Source organism: Novosphingobium piscinae (genome assembly GCF_014230355.1).
Classification (GTDB): Bacteria; Pseudomonadota; Alphaproteobacteria; order Sphingomonadales; family Sphingomonadaceae; genus Novosphingobium; species Novosphingobium piscinae.
Genome location: NZ_JACLAX010000008.1, coordinates 48,953 through 72,157, shown reverse-complemented (window position 1 = coordinate 72,157; position 23,205 = coordinate 48,953). Strand labels below are relative to the sequence as shown.

At 70.4% G+C, this 23,205-nt stretch carries 20 protein-coding genes; 10 read left to right on the top strand and 10 right to left on the bottom strand.

Annotation, left to right across the window (positions count from 1 at the left end):
- Positions 1 to 7: 7 nt before the first annotated feature.
- From H7F53_RS09750 to H7F53_RS09735, 4 genes are all read right to left on the bottom strand, one after another.
- On the bottom strand, positions 8 to 1,810 hold the full coding sequence (locus tag H7F53_RS09750) for an acyl-CoA dehydrogenase C-terminal domain-containing protein (protein WP_185679294.1): 1,803 nt from the start codon (positions 1,808 to 1,810) through the stop codon (positions 8 to 10).
- Between the two features lie 32 nt (positions 1,811 to 1,842).
- Positions 1,843 to 2,313, bottom strand: coding sequence for a MerR family transcriptional regulator (locus H7F53_RS09745; protein WP_185679293.1), 471 nt, complete (start codon positions 2,311 to 2,313; stop codon positions 1,843 to 1,845).
- 32 nt (positions 2,314 to 2,345) lie between these two features.
- The gene (gene hisI, locus H7F53_RS09740) at positions 2,346 to 2,723 is read right to left on the bottom strand and encodes a phosphoribosyl-AMP cyclohydrolase (RefSeq protein ID WP_185679292.1); all 378 of its coding nucleotides are present in this window, start codon (positions 2,721 to 2,723) and stop codon (positions 2,346 to 2,348) included.
- A 383-nt stretch (positions 2,724 to 3,106) separates the two neighbouring features.
- Positions 3,107 to 3,895 carry a ComF family protein gene (locus H7F53_RS09735; protein ID WP_185679291.1) on the bottom strand — a complete coding sequence of 263 codons (789 nt, stop codon included), beginning with the start codon at positions 3,893 to 3,895 and terminating at the stop codon, positions 3,107 to 3,109.
- A 91-nt stretch (positions 3,896 to 3,986) separates the two neighbouring features.
- Between H7F53_RS09735 and H7F53_RS09730 the strand changes: the two genes are divergently transcribed.
- Complete coding sequence (locus H7F53_RS09730; protein WP_185679290.1) at positions 3,987 to 4,754, top strand: methyltransferase; 768 nt, start codon at positions 3,987 to 3,989, stop codon at positions 4,752 to 4,754.
- Between the two features lie 27 nt (positions 4,755 to 4,781).
- Here H7F53_RS09730 and ppdK read toward each other — a convergent pair whose 3' ends face one another.
- The 3 genes from ppdK to H7F53_RS09715 form a co-directional block, all read right to left on the bottom strand.
- Positions 4,782 to 7,442 (bottom strand): pyruvate, phosphate dikinase, encoded by a 2,661-nt coding sequence (gene ppdK, locus H7F53_RS09725; protein ID WP_185679289.1) that lies wholly within the window; start codon positions 7,440 to 7,442, stop codon positions 4,782 to 4,784.
- A gap of 143 nt (positions 7,443 to 7,585) precedes the next feature.
- Positions 7,586 to 9,751, bottom strand: coding sequence for a glycine--tRNA ligase subunit beta (gene glyS / locus H7F53_RS09720; protein WP_185679288.1), 2,166 nt, complete (start codon positions 9,749 to 9,751; stop codon positions 7,586 to 7,588).
- 123 nt (positions 9,752 to 9,874) lie between these two features.
- Positions 9,875 to 10,807 carry a glycine--tRNA ligase subunit alpha gene (locus H7F53_RS09715; RefSeq protein ID WP_185679287.1) on the bottom strand — a complete coding sequence of 311 codons (933 nt, stop codon included), beginning with the start codon at positions 10,805 to 10,807 and terminating at the stop codon, positions 9,875 to 9,877.
- 127 nt (positions 10,808 to 10,934) lie between these two features.
- On the opposite strand from H7F53_RS09715, the gene H7F53_RS09710 reads away from it, so the two are divergent.
- The 5 genes from H7F53_RS09710 to H7F53_RS09690 all read left to right on the top strand — a co-directional run bounded on the left by H7F53_RS09710 (position 10,935) and on the right by H7F53_RS09690 (position 14,909).
- Entirely contained in the window at positions 10,935 to 11,858 is a 924-nt protein-coding gene (locus H7F53_RS09710) for a TraB/GumN family protein (protein ID WP_185679286.1), read from the top strand.
- Entirely contained in the window at positions 11,858 to 12,736 is an 879-nt protein-coding gene (locus H7F53_RS09705; protein ID WP_185679285.1) for a TraB/GumN family protein, read from the top strand. The genes H7F53_RS09710 and H7F53_RS09705 overlap by 1 nt, the downstream gene beginning before the upstream one ends.
- Before the next feature lie 130 nt (positions 12,737 to 12,866).
- Complete coding sequence (locus H7F53_RS09700; RefSeq protein ID WP_185679284.1) at positions 12,867 to 13,472, top strand: 50S ribosomal protein L25/general stress protein Ctc; 606 nt, start codon at positions 12,867 to 12,869, stop codon at positions 13,470 to 13,472.
- 111 nt (positions 13,473 to 13,583) lie between these two features.
- Positions 13,584 to 14,153, top strand: coding sequence for an aminoacyl-tRNA hydrolase (gene pth, locus H7F53_RS09695; RefSeq protein ID WP_185679283.1), 570 nt, complete (start codon positions 13,584 to 13,586; stop codon positions 14,151 to 14,153).
- 357 nt (positions 14,154 to 14,510) lie between these two features.
- Complete coding sequence (locus tag H7F53_RS09690; RefSeq protein WP_246438795.1) at positions 14,511 to 14,909, top strand: PEP-CTERM sorting domain-containing protein; 399 nt, start codon at positions 14,511 to 14,513, stop codon at positions 14,907 to 14,909.
- Between the two features lies 1 nt (position 14,910).
- Here H7F53_RS09690 and H7F53_RS09685 read toward each other — a convergent pair whose 3' ends face one another.
- Positions 14,911 to 16,440 carry a tetratricopeptide repeat protein gene (locus tag H7F53_RS09685; RefSeq protein ID WP_185679281.1) on the bottom strand — a complete coding sequence of 510 codons (1,530 nt, stop codon included), beginning with the start codon at positions 16,438 to 16,440 and terminating at the stop codon, positions 14,911 to 14,913.
- A 150-nt stretch (positions 16,441 to 16,590) separates the two neighbouring features.
- Here H7F53_RS09685 and ychF point away from each other — a divergent pair, with 150 nt between their 5' ends.
- From ychF to H7F53_RS09670, 3 genes are read left to right on the top strand one after another with little or no spacing between them, the layout of a single operon-like run.
- A complete protein-coding gene (ychF, locus tag H7F53_RS09680; protein ID WP_185679280.1) occupies positions 16,591 to 17,691 on the top strand; it encodes a redox-regulated ATPase YchF in 1,101 nt (366 codons plus the stop codon).
- An 18-nt stretch (positions 17,692 to 17,709) separates the two neighbouring features.
- Positions 17,710 to 18,153 (top strand): hypothetical protein, encoded by a 444-nt coding sequence (locus H7F53_RS09675; RefSeq protein ID WP_185679279.1) that lies wholly within the window; start codon positions 17,710 to 17,712, stop codon positions 18,151 to 18,153.
- Positions 18,154 to 18,209: 56 nt separating this feature from the next.
- Positions 18,210 to 19,544 carry a hypothetical protein gene (locus tag H7F53_RS09670; protein WP_185679278.1) on the top strand — a complete coding sequence of 445 codons (1,335 nt, stop codon included), beginning with the start codon at positions 18,210 to 18,212 and terminating at the stop codon, positions 19,542 to 19,544.
- A 16-nt stretch (positions 19,545 to 19,560) separates the two neighbouring features.
- Here H7F53_RS09670 and H7F53_RS09665 read toward each other — a convergent pair whose 3' ends face one another.
- Together H7F53_RS09665 and mutL are read right to left on the bottom strand one after the other, a co-directional pair.
- Positions 19,561 to 20,091, bottom strand: a complete 531-nt coding sequence (locus H7F53_RS09665; RefSeq protein ID WP_185679277.1) for a hypothetical protein — start codon at positions 20,089 to 20,091, stop codon at positions 19,561 to 19,563.
- Positions 20,091 to 21,917, bottom strand: coding sequence for a DNA mismatch repair endonuclease MutL (gene mutL / locus H7F53_RS09660; protein ID WP_185679276.1), 1,827 nt, complete (start codon positions 21,915 to 21,917; stop codon positions 20,091 to 20,093). The genes H7F53_RS09665 and mutL overlap by 1 nt, the downstream gene beginning before the upstream one ends.
- A gap of 213 nt (positions 21,918 to 22,130) precedes the next feature.
- Between mutL and H7F53_RS09655 the strand changes: the two genes are divergently transcribed.
- Positions 22,131 to 23,177 carry a rod shape-determining protein gene (locus H7F53_RS09655; RefSeq protein WP_281384772.1) on the top strand — a complete coding sequence of 349 codons (1,047 nt, stop codon included), beginning with the start codon at positions 22,131 to 22,133 and terminating at the stop codon, positions 23,175 to 23,177.
- Positions 23,178 to 23,205: the final 28 nt, after the last annotated feature.

Genomic DNA, 23,205 nt, shown 5'->3' with positions numbered 1-23,205 from the left:
GTCCTGGTCACGCCGTGGCGAAGGCTTCGAGCGGCAGGGCCATGACCGTATCGGCCCCGGTCTCCAGCTTGCGGCGCAGGGCACCGGCATCGGGCGTGTAGCGTTCGGCGAAGTAACGCGCCGTCGTCAGCTTCGCTTCGTAATAGGCGCTGTCGCCGGTACCGGCATCCAGCGCCGCAGCGGCGGTCTTGGCCATGCGCACCCACATCAGGCCCAGCGCCACGATGCCCATGATGTGCATGTAGTGATGGGCGCCCGCCCCGGCATTGTTGGGGTTGCCCATGCCGTGCTGGAGCAGCCACATCGTCGCCGCCTTGAGCTCGCCATTGGTCTTTTCGACCTTGCCTGCCATGTCGGCGAGCCGGGCATCGCCCTTGACCTCGGCGCACTCCCGGTCGACCAAGGCGAAGAAGGTCTGCACCGCCCGGCCCATGTGCGCCGGGAGCTTGCGGCCGACCAGGTCCATCGCCTGGACGCCGTTGGCGCCTTCGTAGATCATCGCGATCCGGGCGTCGCGGACGAACTGCTCCATGCCGTTCTCGGCGACGTAGCCGTGCCCGCCCCAGATCTGCTGCATGGCCGTGGCGATGTCGTAACCGCGGTCGGTGCCGTAGCCCTTGATCACCGGGATCAGCAGGCCCAGCAGATCGTCGGCCTGCTGGCGCTCGGTCTCGTCCGGCGCGATCTCGGCCAGGTCGACCAGGAGGCCGCACCACAGCGCGAAGGCGCGCATGCTCTCGGTGAAGGCCTTGGCGTCCATCAGCATGCGCCGGACGTCCGGGTGGACGAACAGCGGGTCGGCCTTCTCACCGGGCTCGGCCGGGCCGGTCAGGGCCCGCCCCTGGCGCCGCTCGGCGGCATAGGTCACGGCGTTCTGATAGGCGACCTCGGCTTGGGCCAGGCCCTGGATGCCAACGCCGAGGCGCGCCGCGTTCATCATGATGAACATGGCGGCCAGGCCCTTGTTCTCCTCGCCGACCATGTAGCCGGTCGCCGCATCGTAGTTCATCACGCAGGTGGCGTTGCCGTGGATCCCCATCTTGTGCTCGATCGAGCCGCACGAGACGCCATTGCGCGCGCCCGGCGTGCCATCGGCGTTGAGGAGGAACTTCGGGACCACGAACAGCGAGATGCCCTTGGTGCTGTCCGGCGCGTCCGGAGTCTTGGCCAGGACCAGGTGGATGATGTTGTCCGACAGGTCGTGGTCGCCGGCCGAGATGAAGATCTTGGTGCCGGTGATGGCATAGCTGCCATCGGCCTGGGGCACCGCGCGGGTGCGGATCAGGCCGAGATCGGTCCCGCATTGCGGCTCGGTCAGGTTCATCGTGCCTGACCATTCGCCCGAGATCAGCTTGGGCAAGTAGGTGGCTTGCTGCTCGGGCGAGCCCTTGGCCAGCAGCGCGCTCACCGCCCCGCCGGTCAGTCCGGGATACATCGCCAGCGACTGGTTGGCAGAGCTGAGGAACTCGTCGACCGCGAAGCCCAGCACATGCGGCAGGCCCTGACCGCCGAACTCGGCCGGGAGCGCCAGCGTGCCCCACCCGGATTCCACGAACTGGCGGTAGGCCTCCTTGAAGCCCGCAGGGGCCGTGACCGAGCCATCGGCGTGGCGGGTGCAGCCCTCGCGGTCGCCCGGCAGGTTCAGCGGTGCCCAGACCTCGGCGGCGAACCGCCCTGCCTCGTCCAGCACCGTCTCGACCAGGTCAGGTGTCACCGCCTCAAACCCTGGCAGCGCCCCGTATTGCGCGATGTTCAGCACTTCATTGATGACAAACCGCGCATCCCGCGCGGGGGCCTTGTAGCTCGGCATGGGCTCTCTCTCCTCGGGGTGGCGTACGACGCCTAGCGCTTGATCGGCAGTTCGAGCGACTCGATCGTGGCGACGAACCCGGTCAGTTCGGCGATCGCCGCATCCAGATCCTCGCGCTGCTGCTGCAACTGGGCGATCTTCTCGTTGCACTTGATGATGGCGACCCGTCGCTGCTCGACGCGGCCATCGCCCAGGTCATAGAGATCGATCAGGTCACGGATCTCGGTCAGGCTGAAGCCCACGTTGCGCGCGCGCAGAACCCAGGCCAGCCTGGCGCGATCGCGCTTGCTGTAGATCCGGGCCATGCCCTGCCGCTCGGGCGAGAGCAGCCCCTCCTCCTCGTAGAACCGCAGCGCACGGGCGGTGACGCCGAATTCGGCCGTGAGGTCCGAGATGGTGAAGGTCTGTCGATCGAGCGCGTCGGGGCGGTCGATTTCGCCGCGGCGGGGCTCGAGGACCAGGCTATCGCGCGGATCGTCGCGCACAGGGGATCGTGTCGCCATGCCCCCGCATATAAATGCCGCTTACGTGAACGTCAAGTGCCGTCCCTCACGAGGCCCCCGCTCTCCAGCCGACGGTAGAAGCAACTGCGCGCGCCGGTGTGGCACGTCGGCCCCGCGGGGGTGGCGCGAAGCACCAGGGCATCCTGATCGCAATCGGTCCGGATCTCGTCGACCGACAGAACATGCCCGGAGCTTTCGCCCTTCTTCCACAGCCGCCCGCGCGAGCGCGAGTGGAAGTGGGCGAAGCCGGTTTCCAGAGTCGCGGCCAGCGCGGCCTCGTCCATGTAGGCCACCATCAGCACCTCTCCGCTGCGCGAATCGACCACCACGGCGGTCAACAGCCCGGCGGCATCGAATTTCGGCAGGAAGGCAGGGCCCTGCTCGCGCAGGGCGGTCTCTCGGGATGACACGGGTTTTGGCTTCCTTCGCTGTGCCGCTGCGGCATGGCCGTGGTTTGTTGCACGATAACCACAGAGCCGGGCGAAAATCCACGGGTGTGGTGAAGCTTGCTTTCCTTTGTCCCGGTTTCAAGAGACAGAGACTTGCAGCCCGGAAGCGGGTTGCCCGCAACACTGCGGCGCCAAACAAGAGCGCCGAGGTTCAGGGTGAAGCAGGCAGCGCCAGCCATGTAGCCGGGCGCGCCAGACATGAGGGATCGGGCGGCGCGGTCGTGGGGGCGACCGTAGCGTACCGCGCAAGCGGCGCCCGCGAGTTTCGTCACGAGGACGCCCGGGATTAACCTCCCGGGCGTTTCTTTTTGGGTACGCCCTGCCCCCAAGCTGCCATCGCCGTCTCAACCCGGGACCAGGCCGGAGCCCTGTCCGACCGCATCCTGCGGGAGCGCCTCGTCGAGGACCCGGGCGAAACAGGCCACTGTCACGCTGGCGGCGCCCCCGCGCCGCAGGGCGCGCACGCAGGCGTCCACGGTCGCTCCGCTCGTCACCACATCGTCGACCAGCAACACCCGGGCTCCGGCCAGCGCCGCCCGGGCTCCGGGACGGACCGTGATGGCCCCGCGGAGCACCCGCTGGCGGGCCTTGCGGCCCAGACCACCCAGCGTCGGCGTGGAACGGGTGCGGATCAACGCATCGACGAGCAGCCGGCCGCCGGTGTGTCGGGCGATCTCCCTGCCCAGCAGAGCGGACTGGTTGAAGCCGCGGGTCCACAGGCGCCAGCGGTGGATCGGGACCGGCACGATCAGCCAGCCCGGCCCGACCGGTTCCAGCGGCGCAGCCTGGAGCCGGGCCCACAGCATCCGCCCGAGCAGGCCGGCCAGCGCCATCCGCCCGCCGCGCTTGAACGCGATCACCAGCCGGCGCGAGGCGTCGGTGTAGAGCGTTGCGGCGACCAGTCCGTCATGCCGCGGCGGCCTGGCCAGACAGGGCGCGCAGAGCGCGTCGGCGGCAACCGGCCGGGCAAAGGGCCGGCCGCAGGTCCGGCAGGCCGGCACGGCGGGCATGACCAGACTGCTCCAGCAGCCGGCGCAGAGCGCGCCATGGCTGGCCACGCCCGTGCCGCACAGCGGGCAGCGCGGGGGAAAGACGAAATCGACAAGCGGTGCGACCCAATCTGGCACCGGCATGCCCGCAACATGCGACCAAACCGCATCCGGCGCAATCGCCGCCCCAGGATCCCGCTTGCCCGGCAGGGGCCGGGGCGGCTAGCGCAGCGCCATGGCTGCCCCCGTCCCCCCCTCGGCCCCGCCGCAGATCTTCGATCCCGCCCGCCGGGCTGCCGCGCTGCGCCGGATGGTCCGCCGCCAACAGGATCCCGCCAGTGCCCGCTACCTGTTCGCCGACCTGGCCGAGGACACCGCCGAACGGATCGGCTTCCTGCGTCACGTCCCGGCGCGCAGCCTGGTACTGGGGGATCCGACCGGGGCGGTGGCGGCGGTCCTGCCGGGCACGGTCGATGCGCGGCCGGTCCCCGACTTCGCGCTCGACCGGCCCTGGCCGGTGGGGGGCTACGACCTGGTGGCCGCCTGTTTCGCGCTCGATTGCGTCAACGATCTGCCCGGCGCGCTGATCCATGCCCGCGCTGCGCTGGCGCCGGGCGGGCTGCTGCTGGCCACGCTGCTGGGCAGCGGCAGCCTGCCGGTGCTGCGCGCAGTGATGCTGGCGGCCGACGGTGAGCGCCCGGCCCCGCGGCTGCACCCTCAGGTTGATGTGCGCGCCGGGGCGCAGCTGCTCCAGCGGGCCGGGCTGGCCGATCCGGTGGCCGATGCGCGCGGCCTGACGGTGCGTTTCGGCTCGCTTCGCCGGCTGGTCGGCGATCTGCGCGACCAGGGGCTGACCGGCGTGCTGGCCCAGGGTGGCTGCCCGCTCGGCCGCCCTGCCCTGGCCCGCGCCGAGGCTGCCTTCGCCGGACTGGCCGATGCCGACGGCCGGGTCACCGAGCGCTTCGAACTGCTCACCCTGTCGGGCTGGCGGCGGCCCGCCTGACCCGGCGGGCGACCCCGGACCCCAGCCTCAGCCCAAGGCGGCCTGAGCCGCAGCGAGCCGGGCGATCGGCACGCGATACGGACTGGCGCTGACATAATCGAGCCCGGTCTGTTCGCAGAACGCGATCGAAGCGGGATCGCCGCCATGCTCGCCGCAGATGCCCAGCTTGATCTCGGGCCGGGTCTGGCGGCCCCGCTCGGCGGCGAGAGACACCAGCTGCCCCACCCCGTCGATGTCGAGGCTGACGAAGGGATCGCGCGGGTAAATACCCTGTTCGACATAGGGCCCCAGGAAGCGCGCGGCATCGTCGCGGCTGACCCCCAGCGTGGTCTGCGTGAGATCGTTGGTCCCGAACGAGAAGAAGGTCGCCTCCGCGGCGATCTCGCCGGCCATCAGTGCGGCGCGCGGCAGCTCGATCATCGTGCCGACCAGATAGTCCAGCGTGCGGCCCTGCTCGGCGAAGACCTGCGCGGCAACGCGGTCGACCAGCGCGCGCAGGATCTGCAGCTCACGCCGGGTCGCGACCAGCGGGATCATCACCTCGGGCACCACGGCCTCGCCGGAGGCCGCGGCGACCTCGCAGGCCGCCTCGAAGATGGCGCGGGCCTGCATCTCGTAGATCTCGGGGAAGGTGATCCCGAGCCGGCAGCCGCGGTGGCCCAGCATCGGGTTGAACTCGTGCAGCTCCTCGGCGCGGCGCTTGAGCGTGTCCACCCCCACCCCGATCGCGTCGGACAACTCGGCGAACTCGGCATCGCCGTGCGGCAGGAATTCGTGCAGCGGCGGATCGAGCAGACGGATGGTCACCGGCAGGCCGGCCATCACCTCGAAGATCTCGCGGAAATCGGCCCGCTGTTCGGGCAGGAGCTTGGCCAGCGCGGCGCGGCGGCCGGACTCGTCCTCGGCCAGGATCATCTGGCGCACCGCCGAGATGCGCTTGGCGTCAAAGAACATGTGCTCGGTCCGGCACAGGCCGATCCCTTCGGCACCGAACTGGCGCGCCATGCGGCAGTCGGCCGGGGTTTCGGCATTGGTGCGCACCTTCATCCGGCGATGGCGGTCGGCCCAGCCCATCAGCACCGCGAAATCGCCGACCAGCTCGGGCTCGATCGTCGGCACCTCGCCCGCCATGATATCGCCGGTCGCGCCATCAAGGGTAATGATGTCGCCTTCCTTCAGCGCGCGGCCGCCGATCTTGAGCGTGCGCGCCGCCATGTCGATCGACAGGCCCGAGGCGCCCGACACGCAGGGCCGCCCCATCCCGCGCGCGACCACCGCGGCGTGGCTGGTCATGCCGCCGCGCGCGGTGAGGATGCCGCGCGCCGCGTGCATGCCGTGGATGTCCTCGGGGCTGGTCTCGACCCGCACCAGGATCACCGCATCGCCGCGCCCGGCAAGCCGCTCGGCGGTATCGGCATCGAGCACGATCGCCCCCGAGGCCGCGCCCGGCGAGGCTGGCAGGCCCTTGCCCAGCACGTCGCGCGGGGCCGTGGGATCGAGCGTCGGGTGCAGCAGCTGGTCCAGCGCCATCGGATCGACCCGCCGGATCGCGGTCGCCTCGTCGATCAGGCCCTCGGCCACCATGTCGACCGCCATCTTGAGCGCGGCCTTAGCGGTGCGCTTGCCCGAGCGGGTCTGGAGCATGAACAGCTTGCCGCGCTCCACGGTGAACTCGATGTCCTGCATGTCGCGGTAATGCGTCTCGAGCAGGTCGAACACGCGGGCCAGCTCGGCATAGGCCTGCGGCATGGCCTCTTCCATCGACAGCGGCTTGGCCCCGGCCCGCTCGCGCGCGGCGCGGGTCAGGTACTGCGGGGTGCGGATGCCCGCGACCACGTCCTCGCCCTGGGCGTTCACCAGCCATTCGCCGTAGTAGGCCCGCTCACCGGTGGCGGGATCGCGGGTGAAGGCGACGCCGGTAGCGCTGGTCTCGCCCATGTTGCCGAAGACCATGGCCTGGACGTTGACCGCCGTGCCCCAGTCTCCGGGAATGTCGTTGAGCCGGCGATAGACCTTGGCGCGGTCCGAATCCCACGAATCGAACACGGCGGCGATCGCGCCCCACAGCTGCTCGGTCACGTCCTGTGGGAACGGCCGGCCCAGTTCGCGCGCGACGATCGCCTTGTATTCCCCCACCAGCGCCTGCCAGTGATCGGCCTCCAGCTCGACATCGGCGTAGAAGCCGTTGTCTTCCTTGACGATCTCCAGCGCGTCCTCGAACAGGTGGTGATCCAGGCCAAGCACCACGTCCGAATACATCTGGATGAAGCGGCGATAGGAATCCCAGGCGAAGCGTTCATCGCCCGAGGCGGCGGCCAGCCCGACCACCGTGGCATCGTTGAGCCCGAGGTTGAGCACGGTGTCCATCATCCCGGGCATCGAGACGCGGGCGCCCGAGCGGACCGAGACCAGCAGCGGATCGGCGGCATCGCCGAAGCGCTTGCCGACCGCGCGTTCGATATGGCCCAGCGCGGCGGCAACATCGGCGCGCAGCTGGTCGGAAAAGTTCGCGCCTTCGGCCAGATAGCGGACGCATTCCTCGGTGGTGATGGTGAAGCCCGGCGGCACCGGCAGGCCGATCGAGGCCATTTCGGCCAGGTTGGCGCCCTTGCCCCCGACCACAGTCTTGTCGCGTGCGCGGGCATCGTCATGGCGGGCGTCACCGCCGAAAAGATAGACCTGTTCCACCCTCAGTACTCCACAAGGCGTCACCCCGGTCTGCTGCCGCGGTTGACACGGTTGACAGGGTTCAGAGCCGAAAACCCCTGTCCCCCCATGGCGGCACCCGTCGCGCCGAATCCGGTTCGCGCATACGTATGCTCAAGGCTCTCCTACCCTTCGATCCGGGAGAAGTCAGCAACTTTGTGCACTGCAGCACGAAATTGATCGAGCAGTTCCAACCTGGCACAGCGCTTGGCGGGATCGGCATCGTTCACGGTCACCTTGTCGAAGAAGGCGTCGATCGGTCCGCGCAGCGTGGCGAGCGCCGCCATGGCCCCGGCGAAGTCCTCCGCCGCCAGCGCCTTATCAGCCCGCGGCCCAGCCGAATCGAGCGCGTCGATCAACGCCTTTTCCTCCGGCTCGGGCGTGTAGGACAGGGCGGCGGCCTGCCATTCCTCTTTCTTGAGGATGTTCGCCGCGCGCTTGTACCCGGCCAGCAGGTTGGCGCCGTCCTCGGTGCCGACGAAGGCCTGGAGCGCATGGACCCGCGCGAGCAAGCGGACCAGATCGTCCTCGCCGCCCAGCGCGAAGACCGCGTCGATCAGGTCGTGGCGGACCCCGGCTTCCTTCTGCTGGACCTTGAGGCGATCGGCGAAGAAGGCGAGGAGGTCGTGGGCCAGTGCTGGCGCGTGGGCTTCGACAGGCTCAGCCTGAGCGGAGGTAGCTGCGCCGATCAGCGGCAGCCGGAGCCCGTTCTCCGTGATGATCCGGATCATGCCCAGCGCGGCGCGGCGCAGCGCGAAGGGATCCTTCGATCCGGTCGGCTTCTCGTCAATGGCGAAAAAGCTGCGCAGCGTATCCAGCTTGTCCGCCAGCGCCACAGCCACGGTCACCGGCGCGGTCGGCACCTCGTCGCCCTGCCCGACCGGCTTGTAGTGATCGCGGATCGCGTCAGCCACGGCATCAGGCAGACCTTCGGCGCGGGCGTAGTAGCCGCCCATCAGGCCCTGCAGCTCGGGGAACTCGCCGACCATCTCGGTGACGAGATCGGCCTTGCACAGGCGCGCGGCCTGTTCGGCAAGGTCGGCGAGACGTGCGCGATCAAGCCCCTCCCCTTCAGGGGAGGGGTTGGGGTGGGGGTGTGCCCCATCAGCGCCGCTCTGATCCGGAGAGCCCCCACCCCCGGCCCCTCCCCTGAAGGGGAGGGGTGAGGCGCCCACAACCCCAGATTCCACCAGCCAGCGGGCCAGCTTGGCCACCCGCTCGACCTTGTCGGCCACAGTGCCGAGCTTCTCGTGGAAGGTGATCCGCGCCAGCTTTTCGGCATGGACCGAAAGCGGCGTCTTGCGGTCCTGCTCCCAGAAGAAGCGCGCGTCGGACAGGCGCGCGGCCAGCACCTTGCGGTTGCCCGCCACGATCGCCGCGCCGCCATCGGTGGCCGCGATGTTGGCGGTGCAGATGAAGGCGTTGGCCAGCTGGCCCTGCGCATCGCGGCAGATGAAGTACTTCTGGTTGGTCCGCGCGGTCAGCTGGATCGTCTCGGGCGGGACCGCGAGGTAATCCTCATCGAAGCGGCCGAGCAGCGGCACCGGCCATTCGGTCAGGCCAGCGTTCTCGATCACCAGCCCCTCGTCCTCGACTAGGGTCAGCCCGGCAGCGGCAGCGGCGGCGCGCGCCTGATCGCGCACCATGGCCTCGCGCTCGGCGTGGTCGACCAGCACGTGGCAGGCGCGCAGCTTGGCGACATAGTCGTCGGCGCCACCGATGGTGATGGCGTCGGGGTGGTGGAAGCGGTGGCCCAGCGTGACGAGGCCCGAACGGATGGCGCCGACCGCGCAATCGACCAGCTCATCTCCCAGGATCGCGACGATGCCCGAAAGCGGGCGCACCCAGCGCAGGCTTTCGGTGCTGATCGAGGCGGCGCCCCAGCGCATCGACTTGGGCCAGGGAAAGGCGCGGCAGATCGCCGGAATCGCTTCGGCCAGCACGTCCTTTGTGGCGCGGCCGGGCTTCTCGGTCACGGCGAACAGGACGCCGTTGCGCTCGACCAGCTGGTCGGCGGTCAGCCCCGTCTTGCGCAGGAAGCCCTCGAGCGCCTGTGGCGGGGCGCCGACCTTGGGTCCCTTCAGCTCCTCGCTCACCGCCTCGGTGGCCAGCGGCAGGTCGCGCGCGATCAAGGCGAGGCGGCGCGGGGTGGAATAGACGGTCACGGCCCCCACGGCCACGCCTGCGGCAGCCATCTGCTCGCGGAACAGCTTGTCCAGGCTGGCACGGGCCCCGGCCTGCATCCGCGCCGGGATTTCCTCCGAGCGGAGTTCGAGAAGGAAGTCAGGCACTCAAAACCTCCGGCACACAAGCCCGCTCAGCCTGAGCTTGTCGAAGGCCACGCGAACGGCGGCCGTTGCGCGCGTGCTTCGACAGGCTCAGCACGAGCGGATGTTGGTTTGCGCGGTGGCGGCTCATACGCTCCACCCCGGGAACTGCTCGGCCCAGCGGGCCTCGTTCGTCCTGATCCACGCCTCGCACGAGCCCTTGGCGAGATCGCGCACGCGGCCGATGTAGCTGGCGCGCTCCTGCACCGAGATCACCCCGCGGGCCTGGAGCAGGTTGAACAGGTGGCTGGCCTCGATCGCCTGATCGTAGGCCGCCAGCGGGACGCCCGCCTCGATGCAGCGGCGGCACTCGGCCTCGGCGTGCTGGAAGCCCTTGAACAGCTGGTCGGTGTCGGCCACCTCGAAGTTGTACTTCGACATCTGCCGCTCGTTCTCCAGGAACACCTGGCCATAGCTGACGCCATCGTTGTTGAACTTCAGGTCATAGACCCAGTCGACGCCCTGGATGTACATGGCGAGGCGTTCCAGCCCATAGGTCAGCTCGCCCGCCACCGGCTTGCAGTCGAACCCGCCGACCTGCTGGAAATAGGTGAACTGGGTCACCTCCATGCCGTCGCACCAGACCTCCCAGCCCAGGCCCCAGGCGCCCAGCGTGGGACTTTCCCAGTCGTCCTCGACGAAGCGGATGTCGTGTGCCAGCGGATCGACCCCGATCGCCGCCAGGCTTTGCAGGTACAGCTCCTGAAGGTTGTCCGGGTTGGGCTTCAGGATCACCTGGTACTGGTAGTAGTGCTGCAGCCGGTTCGGGTTCTCGCCATAGCGGCCGTCGGTGGGCCGCCGCGAGGGCTGGACATAGGCGGCCTTCCAGGGTTCGGGGCCCAGCGCGCGCAGCGTGGTGGCGGGGTGGAAGGTGCCCGCGCCCATGCGCATGTCATAGGGCTGGAGAATGGCGCAGCCCTGTGCGCTCCAGAACGCGTGGAGCCGCAGGATCATGTCCTGGAAGGACAGGGGGGCGCCGGATGCGGGCGGGTTGGGCGGGAAGACAGGTGTGTCGGCCATGATGGGCGCCGCTTTGGCCGATGGGGGCGGCAAGATCAACCTTTCCACCCCGGCCGGACCGCGGTTCTGCGCACGCCGCGCGCATTTGTTCATCGATTATCAGGACGGCGCGCGCTAGGTCGGCGCGATGCGTTTGCCCCTCCGCCTGCTCGCCGCGTTCGTCGCCTCCGTCCTGATCGCCTTCGCCGCGCTGGTCCCCGCCAGCCTGACGGCGCGGCCCGCCGCCAAGGCACCGGCGGCGGCCCGCCAGACGGTCCGCCCCGCGCTGTGGAAGGTGGCTGATGGCGATACCACGATCTGGCTGTTCGGGACGATCCACGCCCTGCCCGCCCGGCTGCCCTGGCTCAGCGGACCGATCGCCCGTGCCCTGGGCAATGCCGATGAACTGGTCACCGAGATCCCCGAGACCGATCCGGCGCAGATGCAGGCCGCGGTGATCGCCAATGCCATGCTCCCCACCGGACAGACGCTGCGTGGCCAGCTTGCGCCGGCGGATGCGGCGCGGCTCGAGCAGGCGCTCGCCGGCTTCGGCCTGCCGCCCGAAGCTTTCGACCGGTTCGAGCCATGGTATGCCGCCGTGGCGCTGAGCACCCTGCCGCTCGCCAAGCAGGGCTATTCGGCCGACAACGGCGTGGACGAGCGGATCGCCGCCGAGATGCGCGCGCGCGGCAAACCGCGCACGGGGCTGGAAACGGCCGACGACCAGCTGCGGATGTTCGATTCGCTCCCCGCCGAGGTGCAGACGCGCTATCTCCACGAGGTGCTCGAAAGCCTGCCGACGTTGAACCGGCAGCTGGAAGAGATGGTCCGCGCCTGGCAAGCGGGCCAGGCCGACCGGCTGGCCGAGCTGCTCAATGCCGAGGAGGATGATCCGCGCATGGTGCAAACCCTGCTTACCGACCGCAACCGCGCCTGGGCCGGCTGGGTGGCCAAGCGGCTCAACCGGCCGGGGGTGGTGTTCATGGCAGTGGGGGCCGGGCATCTCGCGGGCAAGGACAGCGTGCAGGACATGCTGCGGGCGCGCGGGATCGCGGTGGCCCGGGTGCAGTGATGCCTGGCGCTCTGCGCCGCGCCCGCGCTGCCCTCGTCACCGCCGCGCTGGTCCTTGCGCTCGGCGCCTGTGCCCGGCCCGAGCCGGCCAGTCCGGCGCTGTGGCAAGTCAGCGGCCCGCACGGTGAACGCGCCTGGCTGTTCGGCACGGTCCATGCCCTGCCCCGTCCGGTCGCCTGGCGCACCCCGCCCGTGTCAACGGCCCTTGCGCAAGCCGACCTGCTGCTGCTCGAGGTGGCGCGGATCGACGACGACGCGGCCACGGCCGGGGCTTTCGCCCGGCTGGGCGAGCGGCCCGGCCAGCCGCCGCTGGCGGCGCGGCTCGACCCTGCGCTGCGCCCGGCTCTTGCCAAGCTGCTGGCGGAGCATGGGCTGGATCCGGCCCCGTTCCTTCGGCTCGAGACCTGGGCCGCGGCGCTGGTCCTCGCCCGGGCCCTTCAGCCGGAGGCCGACAGCGGCAACGGTATCGACCGCGCGCTGATCGCCGCCGTGCCCGACAAGCCGCGCGGCGAGTTCGAGGGTGCGGCGGGCCAGCTGGCCCTGTTCGACCGCCTCCCCGAGCGCGAGCAGCGTGATCTCCTGGCAGCGGTGGTGCGCGATGGCGCGGCCGCCGGGGAGGACGCGCGGATCGCCGCGGCCTGGCGTCGCGGCGACATGGCCACGCTGGCCGGGCTGACCCGTCAGGGCCTGCTGGCCGATCCCGAACTGCGCGAGGCGCTCTATGCCGCGCGCAACCGCGCCTGGGTGCTGCGGCTGGAGCAGGAGCTGCGCCATGGCCGGGCGCCGTTCGTGGCGGTTGGCGCGGCCCATCTGGCCGGGCCGGACGGGCTTCCCGCCCTGCTCGCGGCGCGCGGCTGGCAGGTCCGGCGGATCGCCTGACCCACGCGCGCGGCCCGGTTTTCCTTGCGTTCGGCTGGCGATGGCGCTAACGGCGCGCGCTTCCCGTCATGGTCATCCCTGGAGGCGTGGCGGGACATGTTGAACTGAACGCTTTTCGAAAGGCAGAACCATGAGCGAAACGCTGAACCTGCCGGCCGTGGCGCGCGATCGGGTTGGCAAGGGAGCCTCCCGTTCCCTGCGTCGTACCGGCCGCGTCCCCGCCGTAGTCTACGGTAACAAGGAAGACCCCCTCAGCATCCACGTCGAGGAGAAGGAACTGGTCCGTCAGCTGATGACCGGGCACTTCTTCAACTCGATCGTCGAGATCGAGGTGGACGGCGCCACCGTGCGCACCCTGCCCAAGGACGTGGCCTTCCACCCCGTCACCGACCGTCCGCTCCACGCCGACTTCCTGCGCGTCTCGGCGGACCACAAGGTCCACGTCAACGTGCCGGTGGTGTTCACCAACGAGGCCGCCTCGCCGGGCCTGAAGCGCGGCGGTGTGCTCAACATCGTGCTGCACGACCTTGACGTGGTCTGCGCGCCCGACGCCATCCCCGATGACGTCGTGGTCGACGTGACCGGTCTCGAAATCGGGGCCTCGATCCACATCCACGACATCAAGCTGCCCGAAGGCGTCACCGCCGCGCATGCCGACCGTGACGACACCGTCGCCACGATCGTCGCGCCGTCGGGCCTGAAGAGCGAAGACGGCGACACCACCAAGGGTGCGTAAGCCGCCGTCCGCCTGACCGGCGGAACGGATTGACCGGGGCGGCCCGCCTGCCCCATCAGCGACCGGGCTCCAGCGATGGGGTCCGGTCGCTTCGCAAGGGAACCACGTCAGGTGCAGATCTGGGTCGGGCTCGGCAATCCCGGGCCGCAATATGCGCTTCACCGCCACAACGTCGGCTTCATGGCGATGGACGCCCTGGCCGAGGTTCATGACTTCGGCCCGGTCCAGAAGAAGTTCCTGGGTTGGGTTCAGGAAGGACGGATCGGCCGCGACAAGGTGCTGCTGCTCAGGCCCGCGACGTTCATGAACGAGAGCGGCCGCGCGGTGGGCGAGGCGCTGCGCTTCTTCAAGCTGACGCCCGAGGCGCTGACCGTGTTCCACGACGAGCTCGACCTCCCGCCGATGAAGGTCAAGGTAAAGCGCGGCGGCGGCACCGCCGGACATAACGGGCTGCGCTCGATCGACCAGCATCTTGGCCCTGATTTCCGCCGGGTGCGGCTTGGCATCGGCCACCCGGGCCACAAGGACCGGGTGACAGGCTATGTCCTCGGCAACTTTGCCAAGACCGAGTTCGACCCTCTGGCCGACATGCTCGGCGCGATGGCCGCCGAGGCGCCCCGGCTGGTCGAGGGCGACGACGCCCGCTTCATGAGCGATGTCGCCCTGCGGCAGGCCGGCTGACGCCGACCGGCCTGCGCGGCGGACCAGCGCCCCGCCGATCATCAGTCTGGCCAACCCGCTGGCCACCGCAGCCCTCCCGAAGCTCCCGCTGATGCTGCGCTGGGAGCGCCTGCCCGGCCGCGGCCCGGGCAGGCCGCCCGCGCCGCACGGTGGATCCGGCGCCTTGATCCGGGGGAAAGCCTGGTCCCGGACAGGATCTCCATGGTCGCCGCAGGGCGGCGGTGCTGTCGGAATATCTGACAGAAGCCGGGCTGCCGGCACCGCGTTAACCACCGTCAGGGGCGGCAATCAGCGTTTGGCACGCGCTTTGCGATGCAGGGTGTCAACCATGTCCTTCGTAAAACTAGGGGCCCAATGATGAAGACCAGCCTGATTGCCTTGAGCGCTCTCGCCGTTACCCTCGCGGCGCCGGCCGAAGCCCGCCGCGTCACCCACAAGCACTTCTGCAACTGTGGCCACAGCGGCGGCTCGAAAACCTGCGGCAGCTCGAGCTCGACCAGCACCGGCGGCACCACCACGTCGTCGGGCGGCACCACCACCTCGTCGGGCGGGACCACCACGACCTCGGGCGGGACCACCACGACCTCGGGCGGTACCACCACGACCTCGGGCGGCACCACCACGACCTCGTCGGGTGGTTCGAGCACCTCGAGCGGCGGGACGGCCGTCCCGGAGCCGGGCGTCATGGGCCTTATGGGCCTCAGCCTGATGGCGCTGGGCGTGGCCCGCCGCCGCCAGAAGCGCCTGGCCGCCTGAGCTAGCCGCCTGCCTGCCTCGCCTTGACCCGTGCCAGCGCGGCGCGGAACAGGGCATTGGCGGGGTCGGCCGCCGCAGCCGCTTCGAGCAAGGCGAGCCCGCGGATCGGATCCCGGCCACCGTCACACCGCACAACCCCGGCCGCGAACAGCGTGTCGGGGTTGTTCGGTTGCAGCGCCAGTGCCCGGTCGGCGCTGCGGATCGCAAGGTCGGTCTGTCCCGCCTTGCCCGCCGCCAGGGCGAGCCGACGCAAGACCTCGGCATCCTCGCCCCGCGCGCTCAGCGCCGCGTAGGCCGCAGTGGCGGCGGCCCAGTCTCCCCGGGCATAGGCGGCCTGCCCCGCTCCGGCGAGCTGGCGCGCCACCGTGGTGGCCGTGGCCGTGCGGCGCTGGGCAAAGGTGCCGGCCTCCGGCAGGCCTGCGGCGCGGGCGGCGCGTTCGGCCAGATCGAGCTCGCGGTCGCCGGCCATCGCCGAACCGGCGAGCGGCCGCACCGTTTCGAGCGCCTGCCCGGCATCGCCGGTGGCCAGTTCGGCTTCGGCCAACATCAGCCGGGCGTAGGGGTTCTGGGGCGATAATGCCAAGGTGCGGCGAAACAGCGCGCGCGCCTGTTCGGGCTGACCGAGATTGAGCAGCGCTTCGGCATAGGCCAGCCCCTCGGGCGAGCGCGGATCGAGCTCGCTCTCGCGCGGGGCGAGCATCCGCCGCACGGTCTCCCAGTCGCCGTTGAGCTGGGCCACCTGCACGCGCCAGTGGCGCACCCGGGGATCGTCCGGCGCGAGGGCTTCGGCAGCCTTCACCCAGCGCTCGACGGCAGCGTCGTCCCCGGCCGCGTCGGCCAGTCCGGCCTGCCCGAGCAAGGGCTCGATCCGCTGCGGCGCGGCAGCAGCGGCGGCACGGTAGGCTGCTCCAGCTGCAGTGGAATTCTGCGCCAGGGAGAGCACATCGCCTTCCAGCAAGAGCGTAGCGAAGTCTTTCGGGGCCATCTGCTTCAGGCGGGTAAGCAGGCGGAGAGCGCCAGCCCGGTCCTCAGCCGCCAGCAACAGGCGCGCATAGTCGACCAGCAGGCGCGCGTCGGCGCCTGCGCGCAGGCCGCTGTCATAGGCTGCGATGGCCGCGGCCTGATCGCCCTGGGCAAGCGCGGCGGCAGCCCGCAACCGCCAGGCCTGGGCGGAACGGTCCTGCGCGATCAGCGCCAGGGCTGCCGCGGGCTTTCCGCGCAGCAGCTCCGCTTCGGCGCGCAGCCGCCGCGAGGACGGGTTCGGCGGCCGCACCGCCTCCAGGCGGTCGAGCGCGGTGATCGCGCCTTCGCCATCGCCCAGCCGCAGCTGGACCTCGGCCAGCAGGGCCAGCGCGGTCGGGTCTTCCGGGCGCGCTCTGAGCACGCCAAGCAGGTCAAGCCGGGCGGCCTGGTCATCGGCGGCGGCGATGGCGCTGCGCGCCCGGTCGAGCAGGGCGGCGGGGTCGGGGCCGCAGCCCGCGAGAAGCAGCAGGCCGGCACCGATCAGCAGGGAACGGGGAAACACGATCATGCTGCCTCCCTAGCACGGAAATTGCTGCCGATCGGTTGATCGCGTCCTTCGGTCGGCATCGCGCCCTTCGGTCGGCATCGGGGCGCGGTGGTTTGCATGTGCCAGCCATCCCCTCTATGGGCGCGCCAGACTTGGATTTCGGAGTATGTGATGGGCTTTCGTTGCGGGATCGTCGGACTGCCGAATGTCGGCAAGTCGACGCTGTTCAATGCGCTGACCGAGACGCAGGCGGCGCAGGCGGCGAACTATCCGTTCTGCACGATCGAGCCGAACGTCGGCAATGTCGGCGTGCCCGATCCCCGGCTCGACGAGCTGGCGCGGATCGCCGGAAGCGCCAAGATCATCCCGACCCAGCTTGGCTTCGTCGACATCGCCGGGCTGGTGCGCGGGGCCAGCAAGGGTGAAGGACTGGGCAACCAGTTCCTCGGCAACATCCGCGAGGTCGACGCGATCGTCCACGTGCTGCGCTGCTTCGAGAACGACGACATCCAGCACGTCGACAACAAGGTCGATCCGATCTCCGACGCCGAGACGGTCGAGACCGAGCTGATGCTGTCGGATCTGGAAAGCCTCGAGAAGCGCGTCCCCGCGGCGCAGAAGAAGGCGGCGCAAGGCGACAAGGAGAGCAAGCTGGTCGCCTCGGTTCTGGGCCAGGCGCTCGAGTTGCTGCGCGACGGCAAGCCGGCGCGGCTGACCGTGCCCAAGGACGAGGACGAGGCCCGGGTGTTCCGTCAGGCGCAACTCCTGACCGCGAAGCCGGTGCTCTATGTCTGCAACGTCGAGGAAGACAGCGCCGGGACCGGCAATGCCTTTTCCGCGCGGGTGTTCGAGAAGGCCAAGGCCGAGGGCGCGACCGCGGTGATCGTTTCGGCTGCGATCGAGGCGGATCTGGTCGGGATGGACGCGGACGAACGGCTCGTCTTTCTCGAGGAGATGGGACTGCATGAAACCGGCCTCGCCCGCGTGATCCGCGCCGGCTATGCCCTGCTCCACCTGCTGACCTTCTTCACCGTCGGCCCCAAGGAAGCCCGGGCCTGGACCGTGCACCAGGGGGCCAAGGCGCCCGAGGCGGCCGGCACGATCCACTCCGACATGCAGCGCGGCTTCATCCGCGCTGAGACCATCGCCTATGCCGACTATGTCGCCCTGGGCGGCGAGACCGGCGCCAAGGATGCCGGCAAGCTGCGCCAGGAAGGCAAGGACTATGTGGTGCAGGACGGCGATGTGATGCACTTCAAGTTCAACGTCTGAGGCGCTATATCCCGCGCCATGCTGGGCCGCCTGCTTGCCTTCCTGCTGATCTGCGGCCTGGCCCTGCCCGCCATGGCCATGCCGCTGCATTGCGCCCCGCTGCCCGATTGCCACGCCGCCGCGACGGCGCAAACGCACGGGCGGGCTGACGCCGGGGCGTCGGCCATGGCGTCGGCTCACCATCGCGCTGGGCCCGGCACCGCCATGCCCGCCGGGATGGACCATGCGGGAATGGGGCACGCTTCTGACGCCCGGGAGTCTGCTCCCGCGCCAACCGAACCGGCCGCCCATCACGGTGCGGCGATGAAGGACTGCCTCGGGTGCGCGGCCCTGCGTGAGCCCGCCGCGCCGCTGGCGGCCCACATGGTCCTGGCCGGCCTGCCGCCGGCCACACCGGCCCTGGTCGCCTTGCAGGGGCACCCTGCCGTTCCGGAAACCCCGCCCCCGCGACGCCTGTCCTGATCGCCGCGCCCGCACCCCGGGCGTGACCGCACCCGTTCAGAACAGGAATTTTCCCGATGTCGCACGTCTTGATGGCGGCGCTGGCCAGCGCCAGCCTTGCCGCCGCGCCCGCCCCGGTCGACCAGCCGTCGCCACCCCCGTCCGATCACGCCGCCATGGACCACCAGGGGATGGATCATGGCGCGATGGACCACGGCGCGATGCCCCATGCCGCCCCGCCCGGGTCCGCTTCCCGCTACACCCACCGGATGGGTCCGGCCGACGGATCCTACAGCACCGGGTCGGGCACCGCCCGGCTGCCGGGAGCCGAGGCTCCCGGTCCGGCCTTCCACCTGATGGCCGGGAACTGGATGGCGATGCTCCATGGCATCGTTTCGGCCCAGTACACCGCGGCCAGCGGCCCGCGCGGAACCGGCAAGCTCTACACCACCTCGATGCTGATGGGCACGCTCGCCCGCGAGACCGGCTGGGGCCGCGTGCAGGTGCGCACCATGCTCAGCCACGAGCCCACCCTGGCGCGCGATGGCTATCCCAACCTCTTCGCCACCGGCGAGACGGCCTATGGCCAGCCGCTGGTTGATCGCCAGCATCCGCACGATCTGGTGATGGAGCTGTCGGCCCGGGTCGATGTGACCGTGGCGCCCGACACCACGCTGTTCGTCTATGGCGGACCGGCGGGCGAACCGGCGCTGGGACCCAGCATGTTCATGATGCGCGGTTCGGCGATCTACAATCCCGAGCCCCCCATCGCGCACCACTGGTTCGATTCGACCCACATCACCTACGGCGTGGTCACCGCGGGCGTGGCCGGGCGCCAGTTCCAGCTTGAGGCTTCGGCCTTCCGCGGCCGCGAGCCGGACGAGCGGCGCTGGGCGATCGAGACCGGCAAGCTCGATTCGTGGTCGGTGCGCGGCACCTGGACGCCATCGCCGCGCTGGGCGATCCAGGCCAGCTACGGCGCGATCAAGGAACCCGAGGCGCTGCATCCGGGCGAGAACGAGCGCAGGTTCACCGCCTCGGCACACTACGCCGACGGGGCGCTCTCGGCCATGGCCGCGGTCAGCGCCAAGCGGCGCGTGCCCGGTGAGACCCTGACCGCCTGGCTGGCCGAGGCGACCTGGGCGCCGGGCCGGCATCACGCGCTGTTCGGCCGGATCGAGCATCTCGGCAACGACGAGCTCTTCCCCGACCATGCCGCGGCCGATCACGAGCACGCGGTGCCGGTCACCAAGCTGCAGGCCGGCTATGCGCGGCGCCTGCCGACCGCGCTGGGCGAGCTGGCCCTGGGCGGGACCGTGGCGACCTTCCTCAAGCCGGCGCGGCTCGACGCCAGCTACGGGCGCCAGCCGGTGCAGGGCACGCTGTTTCTGCGCCTGCGCATCGGCCGCTAGCGCGCCGCCGCGTCGGTCAGCAGACCAGCGCGCCGGGGGCGGTGAAGACGATCTGCTGCCAGGGGTCGCGGATCGTCAGCACCGCCGGCCAGCGCAGGCCCTCGACGCCGAGCGCGCTGCCGTCGCCGGGCGGGCGCTCGAGCGTGAGCGATTGCGCCTTGCCGACGTAGTGGTGGCGGACCGCCGGCACCAGCTCGGGGCTGCCACCGTCCGCCGCAAGGGTGATGAAACGGTCCTCAAGCTTGAGCAGCGCGCGCTCGCCATTGACCAGCAGCAGCGTCTCGGTGGTGCCGGCCGGGACCTGGCCGGTGCGCGCGGTGAAGCGGCAAGCCGATCCCGTCAGCCGGTGACCGGTGAGTTCCGCTGCCGACAGCGCTTGCGGCGTCAAGGCGACAGGCGGTGGATGGGCCCGCTGCGCCGCCTCGACCATGGCGACCGCCCGAGCGTCCTCGCGGGCCCGCTCGGTGGCACTTGGTCCGCGCTCGCAGGCGGCCACTCCCCCTACACTCGCCAGCAGGACCAGGGCGCAGCGGACTGGGGATGACATCAGGATCTCCCGAAAAGCTTTTCTATGTCGCCGTGCGCCAGCTTGACCCAGGTCGGGCGGCCATGATTGCACTGCCCTGATCGGGGCGTGCGCTCCATTTCGCGCAGCAGGGCGTTCATCTCCGCGACCGACAACGCACGACCGGCGCGGACGGAGCCATGGCAGGCCATGGTCGCCAGCACCAGATCGAGCCGTTCGCCCAGCAGCAGCGCCGCGCCGTGACGCGCGATATCGTCAGCGATGTCGCGGACCAGCGCCTGGATGTCACCCCCGGCGAGCGGGGCCGGGACCGCACGGACCAGCATGGCATCGGGTCCGAACCGCTCGAGCGCAAGGCCGAAACCCGCAAGACCGGCGGAGCAGGTTTCGAGCCGGTCGCAGGCCGGTTCGTCCAGCTCGACCACCTCGGGAATCAGCAGCGCCTGGCTCGCCGCCACCCGCTCTCCCGCCCCCGCGGCGCGCAGCCGTTCGAGCACGAGCCGTTCGTGCGCGGCGTGCTGGTCGACGATCACCAGACCGTCGGCCGCTTCGGCGACGATGTAGGTCTGCGCGACCTGCCCGCGGGCCACGCCAAGTGGATAGTCCGGGACGGGCTCGGCCCCCGCCGCGGCCGCCTCGGCGCGCCCGGTCGGGAGAAGCCCGTCGGGCGCAAGCACCGCCGCCTCATGCTGGCGCCAGACTACGCCGGCCTCGCCGAGGCGCGCCGCCGGCGGGATCGGGCGCGGGGCGAACAGCGAGCCCACCGCCGGCGGCGGCGGGGCGCTGACCGGCTCGACCTGCCACTGCGCCATCGCGCTGGCCGCGGCGGGCTGGGCGCTGCGACGGGAGGCGCCATCCAAGGCGTGGCGCAGGCCGGATACAATGAAGCCGCGCACGAACGCCGGATCGCGGAAGCGCACCTCGGTCTTGGCGGGGTGGACGTTGACGTCGACCTCCTCGGGCGGCACCTCGAGGAACAGGGCCAGCACGGCATGGCGATCGCGCGCCAGCATGTCGGCATAGGCGCCGCGCACCGCACCGATCAGCAGGCGGTCCTTCACCGGCCGGCCGTTGACGAACAGGTACTGGTGATCCGCGACCCCGCGGTTGAAGGTGGGCAGACCGGCGACCCCGGTCAGCCGGGCGCTGCCACCTGTGGCAAGGCCGCGCTCGGTCTCGATCGCGACGCCGTCGTCGGCCAGTTCGCGCGCGACCAGCTGGGCGACCCGCCGGGCCAGCCCTTCGCCGCCCTGGACCGCCAGGGCGCGGCGCCCATCGTGCTCGAGCGTGAAGCCCACCTCCGGGCGGGCCATGGCAAGGCGGCGCACCACATCGAGGCAGGCGGCATATTCGGACCGGGCCGAACGCAGGAACTTGCGCCGCGCGGGGATGCGGCCGAACAGGTCCTCGACCCGGATCCGAGTCCCCGGCGGGAGCGCGGCCGGGCCTTCGGCCACGGACGCCCCATGATCGACGACGCGCTGCCAGCCCTCGCCCTGCGCGCCCGGCCGGCTTTCCACGGTCAGCCGCGCGACGCTGGCGATCGACGGCAGCGCCTCGCCGCGGAAACCCAGCGTGGTGACCCGCTCGATTGCCTCGTCGGGGAGCTTCGAGGTGGCATGGCGCTCGAGGGCGAGTGCCATCTCGTCGCGGTCCATCCCGCAGCCGTCGTCGGTCACCTCGATCAGGTCGAGCCCGCCCCCGCCGAGCCGCACGGCGACCTGCCGCGCCCCGGCGTCGATCGCGTTCTCGACCAGCTCCTTGAGCGCCGCGGCCGGGCGCTCGACCACCTCGCCGGCGGCGATGCGGTTGATCAGGGTTTCCGGAAGACGGCGGATCGTGGGCATGGCGCAATCATGGCTGGGCGGCAGGTTGGCGAGGCTAACGATGAACCGGCCCCATTTCGAGCCGACCAACCATCCTGTCCCCCGCTTTCGCGACAAAATTTTGGCCTTTGCCGCGGGGCTGCGCTAAGGAGCCGCGTCCCCAACCCCCCGGCAGACGCGGACCGCATCGCGGGCGCGGCCTCCGATGAGCCAAGAAGTCACGGAAATCCATAGATGTCCTCAATGATATCCCGATTCTTCAAGCTGGGCTCGCAGAACCTCGCGATCGACCTCGGCACCGCCAACACGCTGGTCTACGCGCAGGATCGCGGCATTGTCCTCAACGAGCCCTCGGTCGTTGCGATCGAGACCACGAACGGGATCAAGAAGGTCAAGGCGGTTGGTGATGACGCCAAGATGATGATGGGCAAGACCCCGGACAACATCGAAGCGATCCGCCCGCTGCGGGACGGCGTGATCGCCGACATCGAGATCGCGGAAGAGATGATCAAGCATTTCATCCGCAAGGTGAACGGCAAGCGCAGCATGTTCCGCTACCCGGAAATCGTGATCTGCGTGCCCTCGGGCTCCACCTCGGTCGAGCGCCGCGCGATCCGTGACGCCGCGTCGAACGCCGGGGCCAGCCAGGTGTTTCTGATCCTCGAGCCGATGGCCGCCGCGATCGGCGCCGACATGCCGGTCACCGAACCGGTCGGCTCGATGGTGGTCGATATCGGTGGGGGCACCACCGAGGTGGCCGTGCTGTCGCTGCGCGGCCTGGCCTATACCACCTCGGTGCGCGTCGGCGGCGACAAGATGGACGAGGCGATCGTCTCCTATGTGCGCCGTCACCATAACCTGCTGATCGGCGAATCCACCGCCGAGCGGATCAAGAAGGACTACGGCGTGGCCGTGATCCCGGCCGATGGGGTGGGCGAGACGATCCACATCAAGGGCCGCGATCTGGTCAACGGCGTACCCAAGGAGATCACGATCACCCAGGCGAACATCGCCGAGGCCCTGTCGGAGCCGATCGGCGCGATCGTCGAGGGTGTGCGCATCGCGCTGGAAAACACCGCCCCCGAACTGGCCGCCGACATCGTCGACCAGGGCATTGTCCTGACCGGCGGCGGGGCGCTGATCAAGGGGCTGGACGATTTCCTCCGCGAGGAGACCGGCCTGCCGGTGTCGATCGCCGAGGATCCGCTGTCGTGCGTTGCCCTGGGGACGGGCCGCGCGATGGAAGATCCGATCTATCGGGGCGTGCTGACCACCGCCTGAGCGGGTTGCGGGATCGGTTGCGGGCCCG